Source organism: Methylobacterium sp. CM6244 (assembly GCF_054817885.1).
The window spans coordinates 2,253,076-2,276,659 of the sequence record NZ_CM139247.1 but is presented as its reverse complement, the minus strand read 5'-3'; the positions used below and the strand labels follow the sequence as shown (position 1 = coordinate 2,276,659).

Sequence of the window (23,584 nt, the reverse complement as noted above, 5' to 3'; positions counted from 1 at the left end):
GGTCAAACCCGTGAAGACCCTTTCGCCGAGGTCACGATGACGATCAGCGCCTTCACGGCAGGCACCTATTTCCAGGACCGCAACACGGCGAATCTGGTCAGCCAGAAGGCGCGCCTCGAAACATTGACGGCCCAGCTCACCACCGGACGCAATGCGGAGACGTATGGCGGCATTGGCTCGGCGCGAACCACCAGCCTCTCTGCCCACGCCTCGCTGAGCGCGCTCGATGGCTACGATGCCGCGATCAACGCGAACACGACGCGGGTGACCGTCGCCAGTTCGGCGGTGACACAGCTCTCCAACCTCAGCGGCATCGTCCAGGGTTCGTTGAATAACGGGTCGATCGCGTCCGGTTCGAACGCCGTGCAGGTAGCCAGGAACAGCCTGGACGCCGCCGTGGACGCATTGAACCAGGACGTCGCCGGCAATTACATCTTCGGCGGTCGCGATTCGGACGCTCCGCCCGTCGCCTCGTCGGATGCGATCCTCAACGGCATACCCAGCCGTAACCTCGACGGCCTCAAGACCGTGGTGAGCGAACAGATCGCCGCCGACCTCGGTCCGAATGGCAATGGCCGCATCGCCACGGGCGTGTCGGGCTCCACCGTGACGGTCAGCGAAGAGGATCTCGGCGCGGGAGGCACGGAAGCACGAGCGAATTTCGGCTTCAGCCTCGTCTCTGCGGCCAGCTCGAACCCGGCGGCCATCACGGCGGGGCCGATGACGGCGCGCACGAATCCGGCCGTGACCTTCTCCGTGGCCAATGCGCCGGCGGAAGGCGACCGCATTCGCGTGGCGATCAACCAGCCCGACGGAACCCAGACTTTCACCGACCTGATCGTTACCGCCAATCCTCCGGCGGACGCCACGAATACGATTCCGCTCGGCACTGCCGCCGACACCGCCGCCGCCCTCACCAAGAGATTCGAGAACCAGGCCGTTGCCAGCATCCAGGGCAAGGCCTCCCTCGGGCTCGCCGCAAATTTCGGCACCGGCACGCCGGCCTCGGTGGAGCTGGCCGTAAAAGCCCCTCCGGCAGCGGGTGACACGCTGACCTTCAAGCTCGCGCTTCGCGACGGTACCACGCAGACGATCACGCTGACCGCGAAGGCGAATGCGGATGCGAAGTCCACCACCGAGTTCTCGTTGACCGGTGACGTCGCGGCCAACATCTCGACCGCCCTGTCGAACGCGCTGAAGGAGACGGCCGGGACGACCCTCTCGGCGAGTTCGGCGTCGCGCGCCACCCAGGATTTCTTCGCCGGGTCGAAGACCGAGGGATTTGCACCGCGCCGCGTATCGGCGGAAGGGAACGGCTACGCGGAAGGGGCCAGCACCACGACCGTCATATGGTACACCGGCGACGATACCTCGACCGATCCACGGGCGACGGCGTCGGTGCAGATCGGTTCGGACCGGAAGATCGGAATCGGAGCCCAGGCCAACGAGGCGCCGATCCGCGCGGTCCTCGCCGGGATTGCGCAGGTCGCGGTGCAGAGCTTCACCACCACGCAGACCGGAACGCCGGAGGCGGCACGCTACCTCGCCGTCTCGGAACGTTCACGCTCGCTCCTCACCTCCACCGCCGGGCGCGAGGGAATACAGTCCATCGCCAGCGATCTCAGCCTGGCGGCCAAGACCATGACGGAGACGAAGGCCGACAACCGCGCCGCCAGGGCCGCCCTTCATGACAGTCTCGACGGCGTCGATACGGTCTCCCTCGAGGAAGTCACCGCGAAGCTCCTGGCACTCCAGAACCAGCTTCAGGCGAGCTACCAAGTGACCTCGATGCTCTCGAAACTGACGCTGACGAACTACCTCTCCTGAATCAGGCAGCCGCCAAGCCGCGCTTGCGCAGCAGCGGATCGATGCTCGGCAGGCGGCCGCGGAAGGCGATGTAGGCCTCACCGGGATCGCGCAGGTTTCCGGCGCCGTAGACGAACTTGCGCAGCCGCGCCGCCGTCTCGGGATCGAAGATATCGCCCGCCTCGCGGAACGCGTCGAAAGCGTCGGCATCGAGCACCTCGGACCAGAGGTAGCTGTAATATCCCGCCGCATAACCGTCGCCGGAGAAGATATGGGCGAAATGCGGCGAGCGGTGCCGCATGGAGATCTCCGCCGGCATGCCGATGCGCTGGAGCGCGTCGGCCTCGAAGGCCAGGACATCGAGCCCGTCCTCGCCGCCGCTCGACAGGTGCAGCGTCATGTCGACGATGGCCGAGGCTGTGTATTCTATGGTGGAGAAGCCCTGGTTGAAGGCCCGCGCCGCCAAGAGGCGCTTCAGCAACTCCTCCGGCATCGGCTCGCCGGTGCGGTGATGCCTGGCATGGGCCCGTAGGACCTGAGGCTGTTCGAGCCAGTGCTCATAGAGCTGCGAGGGCAGTTCCACGAAATCACCTGCCACCGCCGTGCCCGAGAGGAGCGGATAGGTGACGTCAGAGAGAAGGCCGTGGAGCGCATGGCCGAACTCGTGGAACAGGGTGCGCGCGTCGTCGAAGGAGAGCAGCGGTGTCTCACCCTCCGGCGCCTTGGCGAAGTTCATCACGTTGACGATGATCGGCGTGATGGTGCCGTTGAGCCGCTCCTGTGAGCGGAAGGCGCTCATCCAGGCACCGCTGCGCTTCGAAGACCGCGCGAAATAATCGCCGAGGAAGATGCCGACCTCGGACCCGTCGGCATTGCGCACCACCCAGGCCCGCACATCGGGGTGGTAGCGGGGAAAGTCGGTGAGTTCCTCGAAGCGCAGGTCGAACAAGCGCGAAGCCGTGTCGAAGGAGGCCGCGATGACACCATCGAGGGGCAGGTAGGGCTTGATCTCGCCCTCGTCGAGATCGTGCTCGGCCCGCCGCAGCTTCTCGGCATAGTGGCGCCAATCATGCGGCCCCAGGGCGATATTGGCCCCTTCGGACGTGGCCAGGGCCTGCAGGCGGTCGCGCTCGGTGCCGGCACGGGCATGGGCCGGCGTCCAGACGTTGCGCAGCAATTCCATCGCGGCGTCGGGCGAGCCCGCCATGGTGTCTGACAGTTTGAAATGGGCGAAGCTGTCGAAGCCGAGCAGGCGGGCCCGCTCCGCGCGGAGGGCGATGATCTCGGCGATGATGGCCCGGTTGTCCGTGGCGCCGCCGCTCTCGCCACGCCGGATCCAAGCCTGATAGGCCTTCTCGCGCAGGTCACGCCGGGTCGAGAACACCAGGAACGGCTCGATGAGTGAGCGCGACAGGGTGATGATGTGCGCATGCTCGCCGCCCCGATCCTTGGCGGCGCTGGCGGCAGCGGAGCGAAGGAACTCGGGGAGCCCGGCGAGATCCTCCTCACCGTCGAGGGGGAGGATGAACGCGCCCTCATCGGCCAGCAGGTTCTGGCTGAACGTGGTCCCGAGTTCAGCCATCCGCCCCGCGATCTCCGCCATCCGGGTCTTCGCCTCAGCGGCAAGATCGGCACCGGCGCGGCGAAAGCGCGTGCGGTAGCGGTCGAGCACGCGGCGCTCCTCGTCGCCGAGGGCCTCCGCATCCGGATCGACGGCGGAGATCCGCGCCCAGAGCAGCGGGTTGAGATAGATCGCGCTGCCGTGGCGCGCGAGGCGTGGGGTGATCGCCCGCTCCACCGCCTGGAGCTCGGGGCTGGTGTTGCTGCCGCTGAGGTTGAAGAAAACGGAGGCGACGCGGTCGAGATCGAGGCCGGCGCGCTCCAGGGCCTCGACGGTGTTGGGGAAACGTGCCGGCTCGGTGTTGCCGGCAATGGCGGCGATCTCGGCATCATGCGCGTCGAGTGCGGCTTCGAAGGCGGGCAGATAATGTTCCGGCCGGATCCGCTCGAAGGGCGGAATGCCGAACGGCGTGTCCCATACGGCCTCGGCGAACGGTCCGATGTCCCGGGTCTCGGTGGCGGTTGCGCTCGTCATGGTCGTCCTTCGGTGTCGTCCGGGCCTATGCGGGGGAACCTAGTCATCCCGGCAAGCGAGCGCAAAGAGTCCCGTCGGCATTTTCGCCACGGTGTCACTCGGGTTTTCAACGAAGGGGCTTCCAGGCCTTGGGCGCTTGCACCCAAGCTCAGGCCGACGCAGGTTGCGCCCCGCCATGGCACCCCTGACCCGAACCACCTCCGTTTCCCTCCGTTCCGCCGGACTCGTGCTGGCGGCGGGCGGCTTCCTGGCCGCCGGCATCGGCGTGGCCACGGCACAGAGCCTTTCGGTCGATCTCGGTCAGGGCGGCGTCACTGAGCGAGCGCTCCAGCTCGTCGCCCTCATCACCGTCCTGGCGCTGGCGCCCTCGGTGCTGGTGATGGCGACCTCGTTCACGCGAATCGTCGTGGTGCTGTCGATCCTGCGCTCGGCGCTGGGGACGCAGAGCGCGCCGCCGAACGCCGTGATCACCAGCCTCGCGCTGTTCCTCACCGCCTTCGTCATGGCACCGACGGCGCGCGAGGCCTATCGCACCGGGATCGAGCCGCTCATCGCGGGCCAGATCACCCAGGGCGTGGCGTTCGAGAGGGCCTCGGCTCCGTTCAAGACCTTCATGCTGCGCAACGTGCGCGAGAAGGACCTGAAGCTGTTCCTCGACATGGCGAAGGCCCCCGCCCCCGCCGGGCCGGAGGCCATCGGCCTGGAGATCGTCACGCCGGCCTTCATGATTTCGGAGTTGCGCCGCGCCTTCGAAATCGGCTTCCTGCTCTTCATCCCCTTCCTCGTCATCGATCTGGTCGTCGCCTCGATCCTGATGGCGGTGGGCATGATGATGGTGCCGCCGGCGACGGTGGCCCTGCCGTTCAAGCTGATCTTCTTCGTGCTGGTCGACGGCTGGACCCTCGTGGCCGGATCGCTGATCCAGAGCTACGGAAGCTGACGGCGGCAACCCAGACACTCAGCCGTGCAGGTGATCCAGGATGGCGAGACCCGCCGGGGTCGCCTCGTAGCGCGCCCGCTGGGTTTTCTGATTGCGCTCGGTGACCGCCAGAAGCTCGGCCTCCCCGGACAGGGTCTCCACCGCACGCAGGACGAGCGCGTGCTCGACGCCGAAGACGCGGGCGAAGCTTCGGCTGTCGGCGGCGAGCTTCAGATGAAGGCCCGCGAGCAGCCCGGCCTCCAGGGTCGACAGGCCGGGCTGGAGGTCGGCGATGGAATCGGTGACGGCGAGAAAGGTCTCGGCGTCGACAGGAGGCTCGCTCACGCGGCCTCCGCCGGACGGCGAAGCGACACCATCACTGATTTCGACGTCGGCGTGTCGCTCTCCTTGCCGAAGGACGACAGGGGAACGAGGACGTTGAGCTCCGGGTAGTAACCGGCGAGACTGCCGCGCGGCATGTCGAAGGGCACGAGGCGGAAGCCTTCGGCCACCCGCACCACGCCGTCGTCATGGGTGCCGACGATATCGACCCGGTCGCCTGCGACGGCACGGATCTCGGCCAGGTCGTCGGGATGCGCGAACAGTACCTGACGCTCGCCGTAGACCCCGCGATAGCGGTCGTCGAGGCCATAGACGGTGGTGTTGTACTGATCGTGGCTGCGGAAGGTCTGGAGCACGAAGGCGCCGGCCTTCGTCCGCGCCTGCTGATGCTCCGTCGCCTCCGGGAGGGCATCGGCCGAGAAGTTCGCTTTCCCGTTCAGCGTCTCGAAATTGCGCTCGGCAGCGAGGTTGCGCAGCATGAAGCCGCGCGGACGGCGGACGCGGGCGTTGTAACCGGTGAACCCCGGAATGGTCCGCTCGATCAGCGCGCGGATGCCGTCGTAATCGTCGGCGAGGGCGGCCCAATCGACCTTGTCCGAGCCGACGGTGGCCGCGGCCATGCCGGCGATGATCGCGATCTCGGAGCGCAGCTCCGGCGAGGCGGGCTTGTTGATGCCGCCCGAGCCGTGGACCATGCTCATGGAATCCTCGACCGTAACGATCTGGATCTTGCCCTTCGAATTCCGGTCGATCTCGGTGCGGCCGATGCAAGGCAGCAGGTAGGCGACCCGGCCCGGCACCAGATGCGAGTGGTTGAGCTTGGTGGCGATATGGACGGTGAGCTCGCAGGAGGCGAGCGCCTTGGCTACCAGCGCCGTATCCGGCGTGGCGCGGGCGAAATTGCCGCCGAGCCCGATGAAGGCCTTCGACGATCCGTCGAGCATGGCGCCGATGGCGCCGATGACGTTGTGGCCGTGCTTGCGCGGGGCGACGAAGCCGATCTCACGCTCGAGGGCGTCAAGCAGGGCGGCGGGCGGCTTCTCGTTGATGCCCACCGTGCGGTCGCCCTGCACGTTGGAATGGCCGCGCACGGGACAGAGGCCAGCGCCGGGACGGCCGATATTGCCGCGCAGGAGCATGACGTTGGTCATCTCCCGGATGGTGGCCACCGAGTGTTTGTGCTGGGTCACGCCCATGGCCCAGGTGCAGATGACCTTGTCGGCACCGAGATAGACGTCGGCCGCGACCTCGATATCGGCGCGGGACAGGCCGGACTGGTCCTCGATCGCCTCCCAGGTGGTCGCCTCCACGACGGCGCGATAGGCCTCATGCCCCTCGGCATGGTGGCTGAGGAAGGCGCGATCGAGGACGGAAGGCCGGCCGGCGGCGAGCGCCGCGTCGTCGGCGGCGAAGACCGCCTTGGCGATGCCGCGGAACACCGCCATGTCGCCGCCCGGACGCGGCTGGTAATAATGGCTCGCCACCGGGGCGCTGGCGCCGCGCAGCATCTCCACGGTGTTCTGCGGATCGGCGAAACGCTCCAGACCGCGCTCGCGCACGGGGTTGTAGACCACGACGCGGGCGCCGCGGGTCGCCGCCTTGCGAAGGTCGCCGAGCATGCGCGGATGGTTGGTGCCGGGGTTCTGGCCGACCACGAAGATCGCGTCCGCCTTCTCGAAATCCTCGAGCAGGACAGTGCCCTTGCCGATGCCGATGGCTGCCTGAAGGGCGATGCCGCTGGCCTCGTGGCACATGTTGGAGCAATCGGGGAAGTTGTTGGTGCCGTAGAGCCGGGCGAACAGCTGGTAGATGTAAGCCGCCTCGTTGGAGGCGCGGCCGGAGGTGTAGAACTCGGCCCGGTCGGGGCTGTCGAGACCACGCAGGGTGGCGCCGATCTCGGCGAAGGCCGCATCCCAGCTGACCGGCAGGTAGCGGTCGCTCGCTGCGTCGTAGCGCATGGGATGGGTCAGGCGGCCCTCGCCTTCGAGCGCGTAATCCGTCCATGTCCGCAGCGACGTCACCGTGTGCTTCGCGAAGAACTTCGGCGGCGTACGCTTGTCGGTCGCCTCCCATGAGACGGCCTTCACGCCGTTCTCACAGAACTCGAACGAGGAACCGTGCGCCGGGTCACCCCAGGCGCAGCCGGGACAATCGAACCCATCGGGCTGATTGGCCTTGAGCATGGCGCGGGCCCCGGAGAGCGGGGCGCGACTGCTCAGCAGGTGTTTGCCACAGCTCTTCAGCGCGCCCCAACCGCCAGCGGCGGAGGAACGCTTGGGGGACGCGACCGGGTGATCCATGAACGATCCTGGCTCGGCAAAAAATGGCCTGGACGGCGGTATCGCCATGCGAAACCACGTCCTCTTCCACCAGCGATATCGCACCGCACACCGGTCACTCAAACACGGATAAACGCGGGCCAGTCATGCGCTTGCGACGGTGCATTGGCGCGAAACCGAGTAGTCTTTCGAAGTTCTAAACTCGCCCCCGCGTCAGGCGCATGAACCGCATGCGACGAAAGCCGGGTTAGAGCTCGCGCGTCTTGAGTAGCACCCGGCCGACAGAGGTTCGTGCCGCGATGCGGAAGACGGTCCTGCCGCGTCATCACCCTTTTTGGAGTGAGACGCCGAGGATCCGGGCTTTCTCGAAGGACTAAGCGGCAGCTGTCCCGAGTTTGGCCAGTGTCGCCGCGTCCCGGCCGACGATCGTCGACAGGTCGCGAGCATCTTCCGCGGCGAGTTTTCTGAGCAAGCCGGCTTTGATCGACCCGACGAGCCCAGGACCGGCATAGACCAGCGCAGAGTAGAGCTGCAGCAGGCTCGCCCCTGCGAGGATCTTGGTCCAGGCCGCCTCGGCCGAGTCGATGCCGCCCACGCCGATGAGCGGGATGGTGCCGCCCACGCGCAGGTAGGTTTCTGCCAGGAGGCGGGTCGCCGGCTCGAAAAGCGGGCGACCGGAGAGCCCCCCGGTCTCCTTGGCCAGGGAGGCGTCGGCCAGATTGGCCGGCCGCGCGATGGTGGTGTTGGAGACCACGAGCCCCTGCACCTTCCTCCGCAAAGCGGTGGCGACGATGGAATCGAGCGCTTCGAGCGAGATATCGGGGGCGATCTTCAGCAGAATCGCAGTCCCGGCGGAGGCCTTGTCGCGAGCCTCGACCACGCGTCCGAGCAGATCATCCAGGAACGCTTCGCCCTGAAGGTCACGCAGGCCGGGCGTGTTCGGCGAAGAAACGTTGACGGTGACAAAGGCGACATGCGGCGCCAATGCCGAGGTGCAGGCCACGTAATCGGCGATCCTGTCGCTCGACTCCTTATTGGCGCCGATATTGATTCCGACCAATCCGGTCCGGCCGCTTCTCGCCGCGAGGCGACCGCGCACGATGTCGAGCCCTTCGCTGTTGAGGCCGAAGCGGTTGATGACGGCGCCGTCGGCGCTGAGACGGAACACGCGCGGGCGTGGATTGCCACCTTGAGGCTTCGGAACGACGCCGCCGACCTCCACGAAGCCGAAGCCCAGGCCGAGCAGCGCGTCGGGCACCTGCGCGCCCTTGTCGAATCCTGCCGCCAGTCCGACCGGGTTGGGGAACCGACGGCCGAAGGCATCAACCGCGAGCCTCGGATCGTCCGGGGCCGGCTTGCGGGGTGGCAGAAGAGCCAGCCCACGTAAGGTGAGGTTGTGCGCCGTCTCGGCGTCGAGACCATGCAGGATCGGCTTTGCGAGGGGAAAGAGCGCGCCGATCATACCGATGCTCCGGTCGAGGGAGTAGTGGGCGAAACCAGATCGGCGGGAAACAGATGCCGGCCATCCGGCCCGATCGGAAGATCGGTGACGGACCTGACCGCATCGAGCCGGAGGTCGCCGTAGAGATGCGGGAACAGCGCCCCGCCGCGCGAGGGCTCGTAGCGAAGGGCATCTCCCAACGCATCGGCGTCGATCCCGACGAGGACGAGATCGGGAACACCGGCGAAATGCCGAGATGCAGTTTCAGCCACTTGGTCGGCGGTGGAGAAATGAATGAACCCATCGGCATGGTCGACCGGAGCACCGGTGAACCGGCCCGCTTCCTCGGCCTCGCGCCACAAGGCACGCGGGCATATCTTGTAGATCATTGACATCGCGCGTTGCCTTCCGGTTCGACCGCGACCGCGATAGAACGGGCAGGCATCCGTCGCAACCAGCGGCTATTTCTACCTTTGGTCGTGAGTTTGTAATTTCTCCATCTCGAGGATAGTGGCGGCGCGCCGTTGCTTCCGCCGCTTTTTAGTTCTACTTTCCTAAAGCTAGGCTGGATGTCTTAGCCATTCTGATCGAGTCTCGCCATGCTGTCCCACGAGCAGATCTGGACCGCGATCGACCGTCTCGCGGAACGCCATGGATTCTCCGCTTCGGGTCTCGCGCGCCGTGCGGGGCTCGACGCCACGAGCTTCAACCGCTCGAAGCGGATCGGGCCGGACGGGCGCAAGCGCTGGCCCTCCACCGAATCCGTGTCGAAGGTGCTCGCGGCCACCAATGCGACGCTGGACGATTTCCTTCGCCTCATCGAAGCTCGGGAAGGCATGCCGCGCACCATGGTGCCGCTGATCGGCATGACCCAGGCGGGCGCGGGCAGGCTCTTCACTGAGGAAGGCATGCCCACCGGCGGGCCGGGCTGGGAAGAAATCGAGTTTCCCGATCTCGGTGAGGATCGCGCTTTCGCCCTCGAAGTGCAGGGCGATTCCATGGAACCGCTCTACCGCGATGGCGACGTGCTGATCGTGTCTCCCACCGCCAGCGTCCGCAAAGGCGACCGCGTGGTGGTGCGGCTGGCCAGCGGCGAAGTGCTGGCCAAGGAATTGCGCCGCAAGACCGCCCGGACGATCGAGTTGCTGTCGCTCAACCCGAGCCACCCGGAACGCATCGTCCAAGTGGCGGAGATCGCCTGGATCGCGCGGGTGATGTGGGTCCGGCAGTAGACATCGTGGGGAGGCTCCGTGACGTCTTGGCGCTTCCGTCCGATGCGACTAACGCTGGAGCCCGTTCCGCTCCGACAGGCCTGGATACAGCATGGCGTTGCACGATCTGGACGGCGAACGGGATGAGGCTCCGAGCCCGCCTATCGATCTTCGCTCGGCCCTGGATGCCAGCGCCCTTCCCACGCTGCTGATCGACCAATCCAAGACGACGATCGTTGCGGCCAATCCCGCTTTTGCCCGGTTGACCGGCCACGATACTGGGGATCTCGTCGGACGCGATGCCCATCTGCTTCTCGGCGCCAATACCGACAATGACGCTCGCGCCGCTTTCGCCGCCGCGTTGGCGGGAAAGCGTCCGGAGGGAATCGAGGTGCTGGCCTGGCGCAGGAACGGCTCGACCTTCTGGGCCGAGATCTTCGCAGCCCGCCTGCCCGATACCGACCTTCTCCTCGTCCAGGTGATCGACGTGAGCAGGCGGAGGGATGCGGAGGGTGCGCTGGCTTTATCGCGGCAACGCGAGGCGCTGGGCCTGCTCACGAACAGCGTCGCTCACGAGTTCAACAACTTCCTGCAGATTCTCATCGGCTATATCGACGGGCTGAAGCGACGTCTCGGCGACCGCGAGGAACCCTTCATCCAACGGGCGGTGATACGCTCCACCGACGCGGTGGAGCGGGCGACGATCCTGACGCGCCAGCTTCTGACCTTCTCGCGGCGGATCGCGCCGGATGTCCGCCCGGTCGATATGAATGCTCTCATCACCGCCTTCGCCGCGCGCATGCAAGCGACGCTTCCCCCGGGGGTCGCCCTGACGATCCGCGCGGCGCCGGACCTGCCCAACGGGCTCACCAACCCGACCCAGGTGGATCTGGCCCTGTCTCACATCGTCGCCAATGCCTGCGAGGCGATGCCGTCCGGCGGAAGCATCGAGATCGCGAGTTTCGTGGTGCCGCCGAGCGACCCGGCGATCCGCCGTCCGGGCGATGGCGCGGTCGGTCTTTCCGTCCGCGATACCGGGCACGGGATGACACCGGAGATGGCGGCACGGGCGCTCGCGCCCTTCATCACGACGCGCGAGGCCGGACGGGGAGCGGGGCTCGCCATCGTCCACGGCCTGGTGAAGCGTCAGAACGGGACCGTGTCTCTCGACAGCAAGCCCGGCGAGGGAACGACGGTACGGATGATCTTTCCGGCCGCTCTCTGAAATGCACCGGCTTTCTCAAGTCTCGCCGTCATCACAAAAGCAGGGCGCGGCCGGACTAAAACTTGTCGTCGAACGTCACCATATAAGATCCGGCATTCCCGCCGGGACTCTCTCAGACTTCGTTCAGAGGCGTATTCATGTTCATCCCCTCCACGCGTCGCACCCGCGCCGCGACCGTCTTCGCGCTCGCCGCGATGCTGGCCGTTGCTGCGCCCGTTGCCGAGGCCCGTCCAGGCGGCGGCGGTGGCATGGGCTCGCGCGGCTCGAAGACCTTCAACGCGCCCTCGTCCACGAACACGGCGCCGAGCGCTGCGCCGATCCAGCGCTCGCAGACGCAGCCCGGTTCGACCATGGGTAATCCCGGCATGACGAGCGCTGCTACGCAGCGTCCTCGCTTCGGTGGCGGCTTCATGGCCGGCCTTCTCGGCGCCGGCCTCCTCGGAGCGCTCCTGGGTGGTGGCTTCTTCGGTGGTCTCGGCGGCATCGCCTCGATGATCGGCCTGCTGTTGCAGGTCGGCCTCATCGTGATGGTCGTCGCCTTCGCGGTGCGTTGGTTCCGCCGCCGTCAGGGAAATCCGGCTCCCGCCGGCATGGCCCGCTCCAGCATGTCGGGCAATTCGAACCCGGCGGGCTACGGCTCGACGCCCGGCGCGGGTGCTGGTCCCGCCATGGGCGCCGGTTCGGCCATGGGTGCTGCTTCGCGCGGCGCGCCGCAGCCGACCGTCGGCAAGGTCGATATCGGCCCGGGCGACTTCCAGAGCTTCGAGATCGCCCTCAACGACGTGCAGGCGGCCTATGGCCGTGGCGACGTCGCTGCGTTGCGCAACCTCGCGACACCGGAAATGGCGGGCTACTTCGCCGATGAGCTGCGCGGCAACGAATCCCGCGGGGTCGTCAATCGGATCTCGAACGTGAAGCTTCTGCAGGGCGACCTGTCGGAATCATGGAGCGAGGGCCGGATGGAATACGCCACGGTGGCGATGCGCTACGCCATCACCGACGTAACGATCGACCTTCGGACCAACCAGACCGTCGAGACCGGCGAGCCGGAGGCCCTGGAGCTGTGGACCTTCGTGCGCGAGCGCGGCGGGCGCTGGATCCTCTCGGCGATCCAGCAGGGTCGCTGATCGCCTCAACGGCATCGGTCGAAACCAAGAAAGGGCCGCGCGGTGTAAACCGCGCGGCCCTTTCTCATGAAGCCTGCGCCCAGGATCAGGCGGCGCGCTTCTGATAATCCTTGATGTCGGTGAAGCGGACCTTCGGCGCGCGCTCTTCCTCGTAGCGGAGGGAGAAGGCGGTGGTCGCCATGAAGACGGGCGCACCGTCGAGGTCGCTCGCCATGGCCGAGCCATGGGTACCGATGAAGGAATCGAGATCGGTTTCCACATCCGATTCGATCCAGCGGCAGATCGAGAAGCGTGTCGGCTCATAATCGATGGGGAGGCCATACTCGGCCTGGAGCCGCTCCTTCAGCACGTCGAGCTGCAGCGCGCCGACGACGCCGACGATGGCCTGTGAGCCGTCATGCGGACGGAACACCTGGACGACGCCTTCCTCGCCCATCTGCTGAAGCGCTTCCCGCAGTTTCTTGGCCTTCATCGCGTCGGTGAGCTTGATCCGGCGCAGAATTTCCGGGGCGAAGCTCGGCACACCGCGGAACACGATCTCCTCGCCCTCGGTGAGCGTATCGCCGATGCGCAGGGTGCCGTGGTTGGGGATGCCGACCACATCGCCGGCAAAGGCCTCGTCGGCGATAGCTCGGTCCTGCGCGAAGAAGAATTGCGGCGCGGACAGCGACATCGGCTTTCCGGTGCGCACGAGCTTCGCCTTCATGCCGCGGCTGAGCCTGCCCGAGCAGACCCGCATGAAGGCGATGCGGTCGCGATGGTTGGGATCCATGTTCGCCTGGATCTTGAAGACGAACCCCGTCATTTTCGGCTCGGTCGGCTCCACTAGGCGCTTGTCGCAATCCTGGCCGCGCGGCGGCGGCGCGAAGCGGGCAAGCCCGTCGATGAGGTCGCGCACGCCGAAATTGCGCAGGGCCGAGCCGAAAAAGACCGGCGTGAGGTGCCCTTCGCGAAACGCCTCGAGATCGAACCGCTTGAGGCCGGATTCGGCGAGCTCCGCCTCCTCCCGCCACGTGGCCACCTCGCCCTCCTCGGTGAGGAGCTGGTCGAAGAGCGGATCGTCCACGCCGGACACGGCCACGGTGCCGGCGTCGTCCGCCGCGTCGAGCCGGCGAACACGACCATTGCCGAGGTCGTAGGTGCCGGCAAAGCTCCGCCCCCGGCCGATGGGCCAGGTGACCGGCGCCACATCCAGCGCCAGGGTCTTCTCGATTTCGTCGAGCAGTTCGAACGGATCGCGCGCCTCACGGTCGAGCTTGTTGATGAAGGTGACGATGGGGATATCGCGCAGGCGGCAGACCTCGAACAGCTTGCGCGTGCGCGCCTCGATGCCCTTGGCGGCGTCGATCACCATCACCGCCGAATCGACGGCCGTCAGGGTGCGGTAGGTATCTTCCGAGAAGTCCTCGTGGCCCGGCGTGTCGAGCAGGTTGAAGACGCAGTCGCCATACTCGAAGGTCATCACCGAGGTGACGACCGAGATGCCGCGTTCCTTCTCGATTCCCATCCAGTCGGACCGGGTCGAGACGCGGTTGCGCTTCGCCTTGACCTCGCCGGCGAGCTGGATCGCGCCGCCGAACAGGAGCAGCTTCTCGGTGAGCGTAGTCTTGCCCGCATCAGGGTGGGAGATGATCGCGAAGGTACGGCGGCGGGCGACGGGATCCTTCGCCCTGTCGGCATCCTTGCCGGTCGCGTCCTTGGGTTCTGTCTGCATCAACATCGCGGGCGGTTGCTTCTCTGGTCCGCCGGGGCGGGCTTGTCTGTACAAGGTCGGGGGCGTGCCCCGTCTGTAATGCGAACGGGGACCGGGCGAAAGCGCGGGGCCTCAACCCCTCCCGATATAGGGCATCTTCGTCGCCATCACGGTCATGAACTGCACGTTGGCGTCGAGGGGCAGGCCGGCCATATAGACCACCGCATCCGCCACGTGACGGGCATCCATGACCGGCTCGACTTTCAGCGACCCGTCGGGCTGCCGGATGCCGGCTGCCATCGGCTTGGTCATGTCGGTCTCGGCATTGCCGATATCGATCTGCCCACAGGCGATGTCATGGTCGCGTCCATCGAGTGAGGTGGACCGCGTGAGGCCGGTGATCGCGTGTTTCGTCGCCGTATAGGGCGCCGAATTCGGACGCGGCACCTGGGCCGAGATCGACCCGTTGTTGATGATGCGGCCGCCGCGCGGGTTCTGCGCCTTCATCATCCGGAACGCGCCCTGCGTGCACAGGAAAGCGCCGGTGAGGTTTGCATCCACGACGGCCTGCCATTGCGCCAGGCTGAGTTCGTCCAGCGGAACGGAAGGTGCGAACAGGCCGGCATTGTTGAACAGGAGATCGAGGCGACCGAACCGCGTCTTCACCTCGGCGAAAAGATGCCCGACTGCTGCGGCATCGCCGACATCGGTCTCCACTGCCATGGCCTCGGCCCCAAGCGCACGCACGGCATCCGCGACCTCATCGATCGGCCCCCGTCGACGCCCGGCCAAAGCCAGATCGAACCCGGCTCGTGCGAGCCCGAGCGAGACCGCTCGGCCGATCCCGGACCCCGCCCCTGTGACGATCGCGATCCGCTTCGACATGCGCGCTCTCCATTTCCTGGTCGGCCCGAGCGAACAGGCTGTTGCAACGGGCCGACGCGGCGTCTAGACAACGCGCGGCCTTGCGTCGATGGGGCGTCGCCAAGTGGTAAGGCAGCGGTTTTTGGTACCGCCATTCGGAGGTTCGAATCCTCCCGCCCCAGCCATCCACGCAAATGGGCCGACTCGTGAGCGCCTGATGGGCGCCGCTTGAGCGTAGGTGATACGTCCTCCACGTCGAAGGACGACATCTACTCAACAAAACCAAGACCCATGGGAAGCCGAGCCGGTCGAACAGGTGATTCAAGGCGGAATGCTTTGGCCATCAGCGGCCAAGACTGACTGCTGTCGCCGGCAACCATCCTTTCGGTCCGCTGACTCCAATTGAGTTTCGAGCCAGATCAAGCGGTTACTCGATCATGGAAAGCCGAGGGTGTGTATGGGGCACAGCAGCCCTGGGCTCAAGTCCTATGAGAGACTTTAATCCTGCAGGCAGGATATTTCGTATTAATCGACATTAAAACTGGAATTTTTCTGCTTTGAATTGCATTTTAATGCGGCTAGGGATGAATTGCTTCGCCAGCCAACGAAACCGATTTGTGAGTTCACCATGGTACCAGCTGCTTTCACAGCCGGCCTCGGAGTCGGCCTTTCCTTTCTTTTGGGGCCGAATATCGGAGCCATCGCTCTGATTCCCGTCCTCGTTCTCTGCGTCGTCCGCCTCTTCGGGGAAAAGGTTCTGCGGATGATTGAGGACTGAGAGAGCGACGGCATCTCATCTCGTCGTCATTCGGAAATACTGAGATCGCCAGCACTTCGCGAGTAGACGCTGTGTGACACGTCTCGTCTTTGAAGGCCGAACACGTCACCCCCGTGCGTCCTCGGCGTGTCGAAGACGAGTAATGACTTCCGCGACGATCATGGACGCCGCGTACTGATCCTCGATGCGAGAGGCGTTTCTCAGCCCGTCGATCGTTCGTCCACCGGGCGAAGTACGCCGCCGCATGCTCTGCCCGCCTGCGCCGAAATCGTCCCGATTCGACGGATGAGCTGTTGTATCAGCGGCCAAGACCGAGATCCGTGGCAACAGAGGGTGTCGGTTTCTCGGGTGTTGCTCCGGCTTTGGGTATGCATCGGGACGACCTCCCTGACGACATCCTAACGCCCAGCAAGTTCGATGCCGGCGAGGGGTATCGTCAGGCCGGCGCCGTTCCTATCGTCTCCACGATATCGGCGGGGTGTCGAAAAACCATGTCGGGTCGAGCGGTTACCAGCGCGTCTCCTCGCGTATACCCCCAGGTCACGGCTCCGAAATCGCAGGACGCGGCTTTGGCCGCATCGTGATCCCGCAATTCGTCGCCGATATAGATGGCACCGCCAAGCGATCCCTCCCTTCGCATCACTGCGTTCAGGCGTTTGGCCTTACCGAACATCGAGGCGCCGCAGGCGTAATGCCGGAAGCGCAGGGCGCAGGGTCCGAGGACATGCCGGACATTGGCTTCGCTGTTCGAACTGACGATGGCGAGGGTGACGCCTGCTTCGTCGAGGTTGCAGAGCATGTCCCGTATCCCGGGAAACAGCGAGATCGTGGCGATGTCGCGCGACGCAAGTCCGTGCATGTGCCGCGTGATGAACGGCAACTTCCAGGGCGATACGCCGAGCTCACGAATGAGGGCGCGGGCCGAAAGACCCCGTAGCGCATCGGTCTCGGCCGGATCGATCTGCCGGAAACGATAGCGAACAGCGACGTCGTTGATAACGCTGCAGAACCACGGGAACGTGTCGGCAAGCGTCCCGTCGAAGTCGAAGATGGCAAGCTTGTAGGATGTGCGCATCACGCCGGTGGGTCGCCCGTTATGATTCAGCTCCCCTGAGGAAAAGGAACCTCAAGCGGCCCCGAAGCCGGCGCCACGCAGTAACGCGGACAGACCTTGATGAGTCGAACCCATCGAGGTCTGGAAGGACCGCGTCAGGCCGCCTTCGACGCGGTGCGCGTCGGGTAGTCGATATACCCTTCCGGTCCCTGGCTGTACCAGGTCGATTGCTCGTCCTTGTTGAGCGGCACATGCTCCGCGATCCGCTCGACGAGATCCGGGTTGGCGATGAACGGCCGGCCGAACGCGATGGCGTCGGCCTTGCCCTCGGCGAGGGCGGCCTCGGCGGCAGCGGGATCGTAATCCGAATTGAGGATCAGCGGGCCGCCGAAAGCCTTCCGCATCACGGGCGCGACCGGCGGATGGTTCGGCTTGCCGAAGGTCCCGTTCGGGCCGGGTTCGCGCAGTTCGAGGAAAGCGATACCGATCTTGCCGAGCGCGGCGGCAGCGGCCCCGAACAGAGCGTCCGGATTCGAATCGTCCACACCTTGGATCTCGCCGTTCGGTGACAGGCGCACGCCCGTGCGGTCCTTCCCGATCGCGTCGGCCACGGTCTGGGTGACCTCCGTCAGCAGGCGAATGCGGTTCTCGACAGAGCCGCCATAGCGGTCATCACGGTGATTGCTGTTGTCACGTAGGAACTGGTCGATGAGGTAGCCATTCGCCGCGTGGATCTGCACGCCATCGAACCCGGCCGCGATGGCATTGCGCGCGGCGCGGTCATAATCGGCGAGGAGACGCGGAATCTCCTCGATCGGCAGGGCACGCGCCTGGGTGTAGGGCTTCTTGCCCTCGTAGGTATGGGCGTGGTCCGGCGCAGTAGTGGCGGACGACGAGATCGGCGCCTTCCCGCCATTGAAGCTCGGATGGACGATGCGGCCCATATGCCAGAGCTGGCAGACGATTCGGCCTCCGGCCTCGTGAACTGCCTTTACGACGGGCTTCCAGGCTTCGACCTGCTCGTCAGACCAGATACCCGGCGCGAAGGGCCAACCGAGCCCTTCCTGGCTAATGCCTGTCGCCTCGGTGAGGATCACGCCCGCGCTCGCCCGCTGCCTGTAATAATCGACCATGATCGGGGTCGGTACATGCTCCCTCGTGGCGCGGGCACGGGTGAGCGGCGCCATGAAGATGCGGTTCTTCGAGTCGATCGCGCCGATGCGGATCGGATCGTGCAGTGAGGGCATGAAGATCTCTCGTCAGACTACGACAATGGAGACGCGACCGTTCGGCCACGCCTTCGTTGCCCGTAGGTATGGCGCTGACGGGAGACCGTCAGGGGGACGGCTGGAGCATCGGACACCGCCTGTGCGCCGCCGCACGCCACCACGCCCGGGATCATCACCCCGGCAATCACCTTTCCGGCATCTGACTGAGCTTTGGCTCCGCGAACGCCCTTCCGGCAAAGATTCAGAGGTGGGCCAGCACTGCGAGTAGGAGCAGGGCAATGATGTTCGTGATCTTGATCGCGGGATTCACGGCAGGGCCGGCCGTGTCCTTGTAGGGGTCGCCCACGGTGTCGCCGGTCACCGCCGCCTTGTGCGCATCGGAGCCTTTGCCACCGTGATGACCGTCTTCGATGTACTTCTTGGCGTTGTCCCAGGCACCGCCGCCGGATGTCATCGAGATCGCCACGTAGAGCCCGGTCAGGATCACACCCAGCAGGGATGCGCCCACCGTGGCGAAGGCTTGGTCCTTACCGGCAATCGCCTGGATCACGAAGAAGATGACGATGGGCGAAAGAACCGGCAGGAGCGACGGGAGGATCATCTCCTTGATCGCCGCGCGGGTGAGCATGTCGACGGCCCGCCCGTAATCCGGGCGGTCGGTGCCCGCCATGATGCCGGGCTTCTCGCGGAACTGGCGCCGCACCTCCTCGACCACGGCACCGGCCGCACGGCCGACCGCCGTCATCGCCATGCCGCCGAACAGGAACGGGATGAGCCCGCCGAGCAGGAGGCCGACGACGACGTAGGGGTTCGACAGGGAGAAATCGACGCTCACGCCCTGGAAGAAGCGGTACTGGGTCGGGCTCGCATTGGCGATGAAGTAGTTGAGGTCGCTGGTATAGGCGGCGAACAAGACGAGAGCGCCGAGACCGGCCGAGCCGATGGCATAGCCCTTGGTGACAGCCTTCGTGGTGTTGCCGACGGCATCGAGTGCGTCGGTGGACTTGCGGACCTCCGGCGGCAGACCGGCCATCTCGGCGATACCGCCGGCATTGTCGGTGACGGGACCGAACGCGTCGAGGGCGACGATGAACCCGGCCAGCGCGAGCATGGCCGTGACCGCGATGGCGATGCCGAAGAGGCCTGCCAGCGAATAGGTGGCAATGATGCCCGCCACGATGACGAGCGCCGGCAGCGCCGTCGATTCGAGCGAGATCGCGAGCCCCTGGATCACGTTGGTGCCGTGACCCGTGACGGAGGCGTCGGCGATCGACTTCACCGGGCGGAAGTTCGTGCCGGTGTAGTATTCGGTGATGACGACGATGAGCGCCGTGATGACGAGGCCGATCACCGCGCAGCCGAACAATCCGCCTGAGGTGAAGGTGACGCCGGCATTCGTCTTGAACTCGGTGGCGAATCCGCCGAACAGCGCAAAATTGACCAGCGCGATGGCGACGATGGAGAGTGCGCCCGCGGTGATGAGGCCCTTGTAGAGCGCGCCCATGATCGACTGGTTGGCGCCGAGCCGAACTGCGTAAGTACCGGCGATCGAGGTGAGGATGCAGGCCGAACCAATGGCCAACGGATAGAGCAGCATCGCCTCCAGCACGTTGCGTCCGGCGATATCGGTCTGGCCGGCGAAGAAGATCGCGGCGAGCACCATGGTGGCGACGACGGTCACCGCATAGGTCTCGAACAGGTCGGCCGCCATGCCGGCGCAATCGCCGACATTGTCACCCACATTGTCGGCAATGGTAGCCGGGTTGCGCGGATCGTCTTCCGGAATCCCGGCTTCGACCTTGCCGACGAGGTCGCCGCCGACATCGGCGCCCTTGGTGAAGATACCGCCTCCCAGACGGGCGAAGATCGAGATCAGCGAGGCGCCGAAGCCGAGTGCCACGAGGGAATCGATGACTTCACGGCTGGCGGGCGCGAGGCCCGAAACGCGGGTGAGGAAGGTGTAGTAGAGCGCGACCCCAAGGAGCGCGAGACCCGCCACGAACATGCCGGTAACGGCGCCGGACTTGAATGCGACGTCGAGCCCAGCCCCCAGGGAGGTCGAGGCCGCCTGCGCCGTCCGGACATTGGCGCGCACCGACACGTTCATGCCGATGAAGCCGGCCGCCCCCGAGAGGACCGCGCCGATGAGGAAGCCGATGGCGACCTTCAGTCCGAGAAAATAGGCGAGCGCCACGAACAGAACCACGCCGACGATGCCGATGGTAGCGTATTGCCGGCGCAGGTAGGCCTGTGCCCCTTCCGCAATCGCCCCGGCGATCTCTTGCATCCGCTGGGTGCCGGCGTCGCGTTTCATCACGTCGGTGATCGTGATGATTCCGTAGGCGACGGCGCATAGTCCGCCCAAGATGATAAGCAACAATGCGGTCATTCTACCGTCCTTGCGTTGTTATCGTGATGACGTAGCTCGGCTGGTTATGGGACGAGACGCTTGATGCGTTTTAGGCATTCCCTCCCTGGGATGCCTGCTCTGATTGCCAAACTTCCGCGGCAAGAGCAAATCCTGCTTAGCTCTTTCACTTGCGATTATTTTTGCGTTGCACAATCCACTAAGCGCTTGATTGAAATCACTCGCATTCGAACCTCTTCGTCTCTTACCGAACTCGTAACGCGGCGCAGCGAAACTTTGCGCATTGATTCACGCTAGGGCATCGATTCCCCTGGATTGGGACGGTTTCAAAAAGGTGGGAACACGTTATTTCCTGAAGCCATGACCCAGTCGGAACAACCGCCACCGGACCCGGCCCTGACCCGGCTCAGCCTCGCCCTTGACGGGGTACCCCAACGGGGTTTGCCGCCCGTCGAGCGATGGAACCCACCCTATTGCGGTGAAATCGACATGCGGATCGCCGCGGATGGAACGTGGTTCCATAACGGCTCACCGATCCGCCGCCCGGCCCTCGTCAAGCTGTTCTCCTCTATCCTCCGGCGAGAGCCCGATGGCCGCATCGTTCTGGTGACGCCGGTGGAGAGCGTGGGAATCGTGGTGGACGATGCGCCCTTCGCCGCAGTGGAGATGGCGGTGGAAGGTGAGGGCAAGACCCGGCGCATCGCGTTCCGCACGAATGTCGACGATCTCGTCACCGTCGATGCCGACCACGCTCTGCGGTTCGAGGAGGGTGGGGATGGCGGTCTGCGCCCCTATATCCATATCCGCCGTGGCCTCTGGGCACTGCTTACCCGCGCAACGACCTACGACCTGCTGGCGCTGGGTGAGGAACGCCTGGTCGATGGGGTGTCGTGGTTCGGCATCGCCGGCGGCGGCGGGTTTCATCCTATCGCTCGCAGCGAAGGCGCATGAGCTTCGACGCGCTGTCGGACCTGCTCGAAAGGGCCGGGCGGGGCCTCTCCCCTACTCCCCCCAAAGCCGACGACCCCGTTTCGAACCCACGCGGCGACCACGACCTCGACCCAGCCGGCATCGCGACCCCTCCGGTAAAACCGCACCGGTCAGCAGCGGTCCTGGTGCCTATCGTCGTCAGGAACGAGGAACTGGCGGTGCTCTTCACCGTGCGGGCGTCGCACCTGCGCGACCATTCCGGTCAGATCGCCTTTCCCGGTGGCAAGATCGAACCCTCGGACCGGGACCCGGCGGATGCCGCCCTGCGAGAAGCCCGAGAGGAGATCGGCCTTCGGCGTGACGACATCCGCATCCTCGGCTATCTCGACCTCTATCTGTCGGCGACGGGATTCCTCGTGGTCCCGGTGGTGGGGCTCTGTACCGAAGAAGTCCGGCTCGCCCCAGATCCGGCGGAGGTGGCGGAGGTATTCGAAGTCCCGCTGGGACGCCTGATGGACCCGGTCCGTCGGCGCCTCGGCGTCGGGCTATGGCAGGATCGCCCGAGACGCTACTACGCCATCCCCTTCGGTGACCGCATGATCTGGGGTGTGACGGCGGGGATCGTGAACAATCTCCACGAACGCCTGTTTCCGTGACATGACGGCCTTCCCTCGCCCAGCGAAAGCTCCATGATCCGCCGCCTCGTCGAAGAAGTCCTGATCTTCCTGTTGCCCTTCATTTTGTTCGGCCTCTATCTCACGATCAGAGGCCGCAACCCGAGCCACGGCGCTCATTGGGAAGGGTTCGTGTTTCGACTGACCATGGGAGGGCTCGCTCTGGTGATCCTGTCCTTCATCATCGCCGGTCTGGCGGGCGAGAAGCATCGCGGCGGCTACGTCCCACCCAGGATCGAAAACGGACAGGTCGTTCCGGGCCATTTCCAATGACTGGTCGCGATCTCCGGCGGGAGGGGCTCAATGCCCTTCTCGTGGATCCAGCCGTCTCGCACGTGCTTTCCGTGCTGAAGGCGGATGGAGAGGAAACACGGATCGTCGGGGGCTCAGTGCGCGACGCCCTGCTCGGCCAGGTGGGATCGGACATCGACCTCGCCACCACCCTCCTGCCGGAGGAGACGATGCGGCGCGCGGCGGCTGGTTCCCTACGGGCGATCCCAACGGGCATCGAGCATGGAACGATCACCCTCCTCCATGCCGGACGGGCCTTCGAGGTGACCACCCTGCGGGAGGATGTCGAGACCGACGGCCGGCACGCGGTGGTCAGGTTCGGACGGGACTTCTCCCGTGACGCGGAGCGTCGCGACTTCACCATCAACGCTCTGTCCCTGAGCGCGGATGGCGAACTCCACGACACGACCGGAAGTGAAGAGGATCTCCGGGCGGGCCGTGTCCGCTTCATCGGTGAAGCGGCGAGCCGCATCCGCGAGGACGCCTTGCGCATCCTGCGCTTCTTCCGCTTCCACGCCCGTTACGGGATCGGAGTGCCGGACGTGGACGGCCTACAGGCCGCGCGCGATGCGGGGGAAGCGCTCGATACCCTCTCGCGAGAACGGGTCCGTGCGGAATTTCTGAAACTCTTGGAAGCGCCAGGCGCCGTCGAGGCAGTCGCGGAAATGAAGAAGGCCGGGCTGCTCGCGCGCATCATCGGCGCCGAGGGTCACGTCGATCGCCTGGAACGCGCCATCGCATCGACGTCGGATCATGGCGGCCCGATGATGGCAGTGAACTCGCTCGCGGCCTTGGCCGTCGTCGACGACGACGATGCGGACCGTCTGCGACAGAAGCTGCGATTATCGAACGAGGAGCATGCCCGTTTGTGCGCCTACGTGGCTGCACGACGGGCCATCGCGCGCCTGCAGCACGTGGGAGCCATCGAGATGCGTCGGCTCGCGGCGAAAGAGGATCTACTCGGCTTGGCGCTGGTCATCGCCGTCATGGATGAGACGAACGTGAACCGGATCGACACGGAGGCTCGCCGCGAACTGAGGGGCCTGCTCAATGGCACGTCTACCGCGCCGACCTTTCCCCTCAGCGGGGGCGACCTCATCACGGCAGGCATCCCGCCGGGCCGTTCGGTGGGTCGGGGTCTCTCCGCGAGCCGCTCTCTCTGGCTCGAGCGGGGATGTCTTACCGGGGAGGAGGAGCGCGCCCTCCTCCTCGACCATGCGGTGACTCACGCCCGCTCGGGTCACTGAGCGTAGCGAAG

19 protein-coding genes and 1 tRNA gene are annotated in these 23,584 nt (G+C 65.7%); 10 read left to right on the top strand and 10 right to left on the bottom strand.

Translation table 11 applies throughout. The features are described from left to right. Window positions 1–36: 36 nt before the first annotated feature. A complete protein-coding gene (locus ACYQML_RS10535; protein ID WP_461225124.1) occupies window positions 37–1,827 on the top strand; it encodes a hypothetical protein in 1,791 nt (596 codons plus the stop codon). Between the two features lies 1 nt (window position 1,828). Here ACYQML_RS10535 and ACYQML_RS10530 read toward each other — a convergent pair whose 3' ends face one another. Continuing rightward, window positions 1,829–3,901 (bottom strand): M3 family metallopeptidase, encoded by a 2,073-nt coding sequence (locus ACYQML_RS10530; RefSeq protein WP_461225126.1) that lies wholly within the window; start codon window positions 3,899–3,901, stop codon window positions 1,829–1,831. 175 nt (window positions 3,902–4,076) lie between these two features. Here ACYQML_RS10530 and fliP point away from each other — a divergent pair, with 175 nt between their 5' ends. Continuing rightward, window positions 4,077–4,841 (top strand): flagellar type III secretion system pore protein FliP, encoded by a 765-nt coding sequence (gene fliP / locus ACYQML_RS10525; RefSeq protein WP_461225127.1) that lies wholly within the window; start codon window positions 4,077–4,079, stop codon window positions 4,839–4,841. Between the two features lie 18 nt (window positions 4,842–4,859). Here the strand turns inward: fliP and ACYQML_RS10520 are convergent, their stop codons facing one another. From ACYQML_RS10520 to ACYQML_RS10505, 4 genes are all read right to left on the bottom strand, one after another. After that, window positions 4,860–5,165: a hypothetical protein gene (locus ACYQML_RS10520; protein WP_461235493.1), complete on the bottom strand. Its 306-nt coding sequence runs from the start codon at window positions 5,163–5,165 to the stop codon at window positions 4,860–4,862. Next, entirely contained in the window at window positions 5,162–7,462 is a 2,301-nt protein-coding gene (locus tag ACYQML_RS10515; RefSeq protein ID WP_461225130.1) for an FdhF/YdeP family oxidoreductase, read from the bottom strand. Before ACYQML_RS10515 ends, ACYQML_RS10520 begins: the two co-directional genes overlap by 4 nt. A gap of 352 nt (window positions 7,463–7,814) precedes the next feature. Beyond that, the gene (locus ACYQML_RS10510) at window positions 7,815–8,903 is read right to left on the bottom strand and encodes a quinone-dependent dihydroorotate dehydrogenase (RefSeq protein ID WP_461225132.1); all 1,089 of its coding nucleotides are present in this window, start codon (window positions 8,901–8,903) and stop codon (window positions 7,815–7,817) included. Beyond that, on the bottom strand, window positions 8,900–9,277 hold the full coding sequence (locus tag ACYQML_RS10505) for a DUF952 domain-containing protein (protein ID WP_461225134.1): 378 nt from the start codon (window positions 9,275–9,277) through the stop codon (window positions 8,900–8,902). The genes ACYQML_RS10510 and ACYQML_RS10505 overlap by 4 nt, the downstream gene beginning before the upstream one ends. 204 nt (window positions 9,278–9,481) lie before the next feature. On the opposite strand from ACYQML_RS10505, the gene ACYQML_RS10500 reads away from it, so the two are divergent. The 3 genes from ACYQML_RS10500 (at window position 9,482) to ACYQML_RS10490 (ending at window position 12,445) form a co-directional block, all read left to right on the top strand. Then, window positions 9,482–10,114, top strand: coding sequence for a S24 family peptidase (locus tag ACYQML_RS10500; RefSeq protein WP_056431196.1), 633 nt, complete (start codon window positions 9,482–9,484; stop codon window positions 10,112–10,114). Between the two features lie 91 nt (window positions 10,115–10,205). Beyond that, window positions 10,206–11,318, top strand: a complete 1,113-nt coding sequence (locus ACYQML_RS10495; RefSeq protein WP_461235492.1) for an ATP-binding protein — start codon at window positions 10,206–10,208, stop codon at window positions 11,316–11,318. A gap of 137 nt (window positions 11,319–11,455) precedes the next feature. Next, window positions 11,456–12,445, top strand: a complete 990-nt coding sequence (locus tag ACYQML_RS10490) for a TIM44-like domain-containing protein (protein WP_461235491.1) — start codon at window positions 11,456–11,458, stop codon at window positions 12,443–12,445. Between the two features lie 85 nt (window positions 12,446–12,530). Here the strand turns inward: ACYQML_RS10490 and ACYQML_RS10485 are convergent, their stop codons facing one another. Together ACYQML_RS10485 and ACYQML_RS10480 are read right to left on the bottom strand one after the other, a co-directional pair. After that, entirely contained in the window at window positions 12,531–14,165 is a 1,635-nt protein-coding gene (locus ACYQML_RS10485) for a peptide chain release factor 3 (protein WP_056431206.1), read from the bottom strand. Between the two features lie 105 nt (window positions 14,166–14,270). Then, a complete protein-coding gene (locus tag ACYQML_RS10480) occupies window positions 14,271–15,023 on the bottom strand; it encodes an SDR family oxidoreductase (protein WP_461235490.1) in 753 nt (250 codons plus the stop codon). Window positions 15,024–15,112: 89 nt separating this feature from the next. On the opposite strand from ACYQML_RS10480, the gene ACYQML_RS10475 reads away from it, so the two are divergent. Then, a tRNA-Gln gene (locus ACYQML_RS10475) sits at window positions 15,113–15,187 on the top strand. A gap of 1,029 nt (window positions 15,188–16,216) precedes the next feature. On the opposite strand, the gene ACYQML_RS10470 is transcribed toward ACYQML_RS10475, so the two are convergent. The 3 genes from ACYQML_RS10470 to ACYQML_RS10460 all read right to left on the bottom strand — a co-directional run bounded on the left by ACYQML_RS10470 (window position 16,217) and on the right by ACYQML_RS10460 (window position 20,452). Continuing rightward, the gene (locus ACYQML_RS10470; RefSeq protein ID WP_056431212.1) at window positions 16,217–16,855 is read right to left on the bottom strand and encodes an HAD hydrolase-like protein; all 639 of its coding nucleotides are present in this window, start codon (window positions 16,853–16,855) and stop codon (window positions 16,217–16,219) included. 134 nt (window positions 16,856–16,989) lie between these two features. Further along, window positions 16,990–18,081: an alkene reductase gene (locus tag ACYQML_RS10465; protein ID WP_461235489.1), complete on the bottom strand. Its 1,092-nt coding sequence runs from the start codon at window positions 18,079–18,081 to the stop codon at window positions 16,990–16,992. A gap of 223 nt (window positions 18,082–18,304) precedes the next feature. Next, on the bottom strand, window positions 18,305–20,452 hold the full coding sequence (locus ACYQML_RS10460; protein ID WP_461235488.1) for a sodium-translocating pyrophosphatase: 2,148 nt from the start codon (window positions 20,450–20,452) through the stop codon (window positions 18,305–18,307). A 339-nt stretch (window positions 20,453–20,791) separates the two neighbouring features. Between ACYQML_RS10460 and ACYQML_RS10455 the strand changes: the two genes are divergently transcribed. From ACYQML_RS10455 to ACYQML_RS10440, 4 genes are read left to right on the top strand one after another with little or no spacing between them, the layout of a single operon-like run. Next, complete coding sequence (locus tag ACYQML_RS10455; protein WP_461235487.1) at window positions 20,792–21,382, top strand: DUF1285 domain-containing protein; 591 nt, start codon at window positions 20,792–20,794, stop codon at window positions 21,380–21,382. After that, window positions 21,379–22,017 (top strand): CoA pyrophosphatase, encoded by a 639-nt coding sequence (locus tag ACYQML_RS10450; RefSeq protein WP_461235486.1) that lies wholly within the window; start codon window positions 21,379–21,381, stop codon window positions 22,015–22,017. Before ACYQML_RS10455 ends, ACYQML_RS10450 begins: the two co-directional genes overlap by 4 nt. A gap of 33 nt (window positions 22,018–22,050) precedes the next feature. Then, window positions 22,051–22,308, top strand: coding sequence for a DUF6111 family protein (locus ACYQML_RS10445; RefSeq protein ID WP_056431227.1), 258 nt, complete (start codon window positions 22,051–22,053; stop codon window positions 22,306–22,308). Continuing rightward, entirely contained in the window at window positions 22,305–23,573 is a 1,269-nt protein-coding gene (locus ACYQML_RS10440) for a CCA tRNA nucleotidyltransferase (RefSeq protein WP_461235485.1), read from the top strand. The genes ACYQML_RS10445 and ACYQML_RS10440 overlap by 4 nt, the downstream gene beginning before the upstream one ends. Window positions 23,574–23,584: the final 11 nt, after the last annotated feature.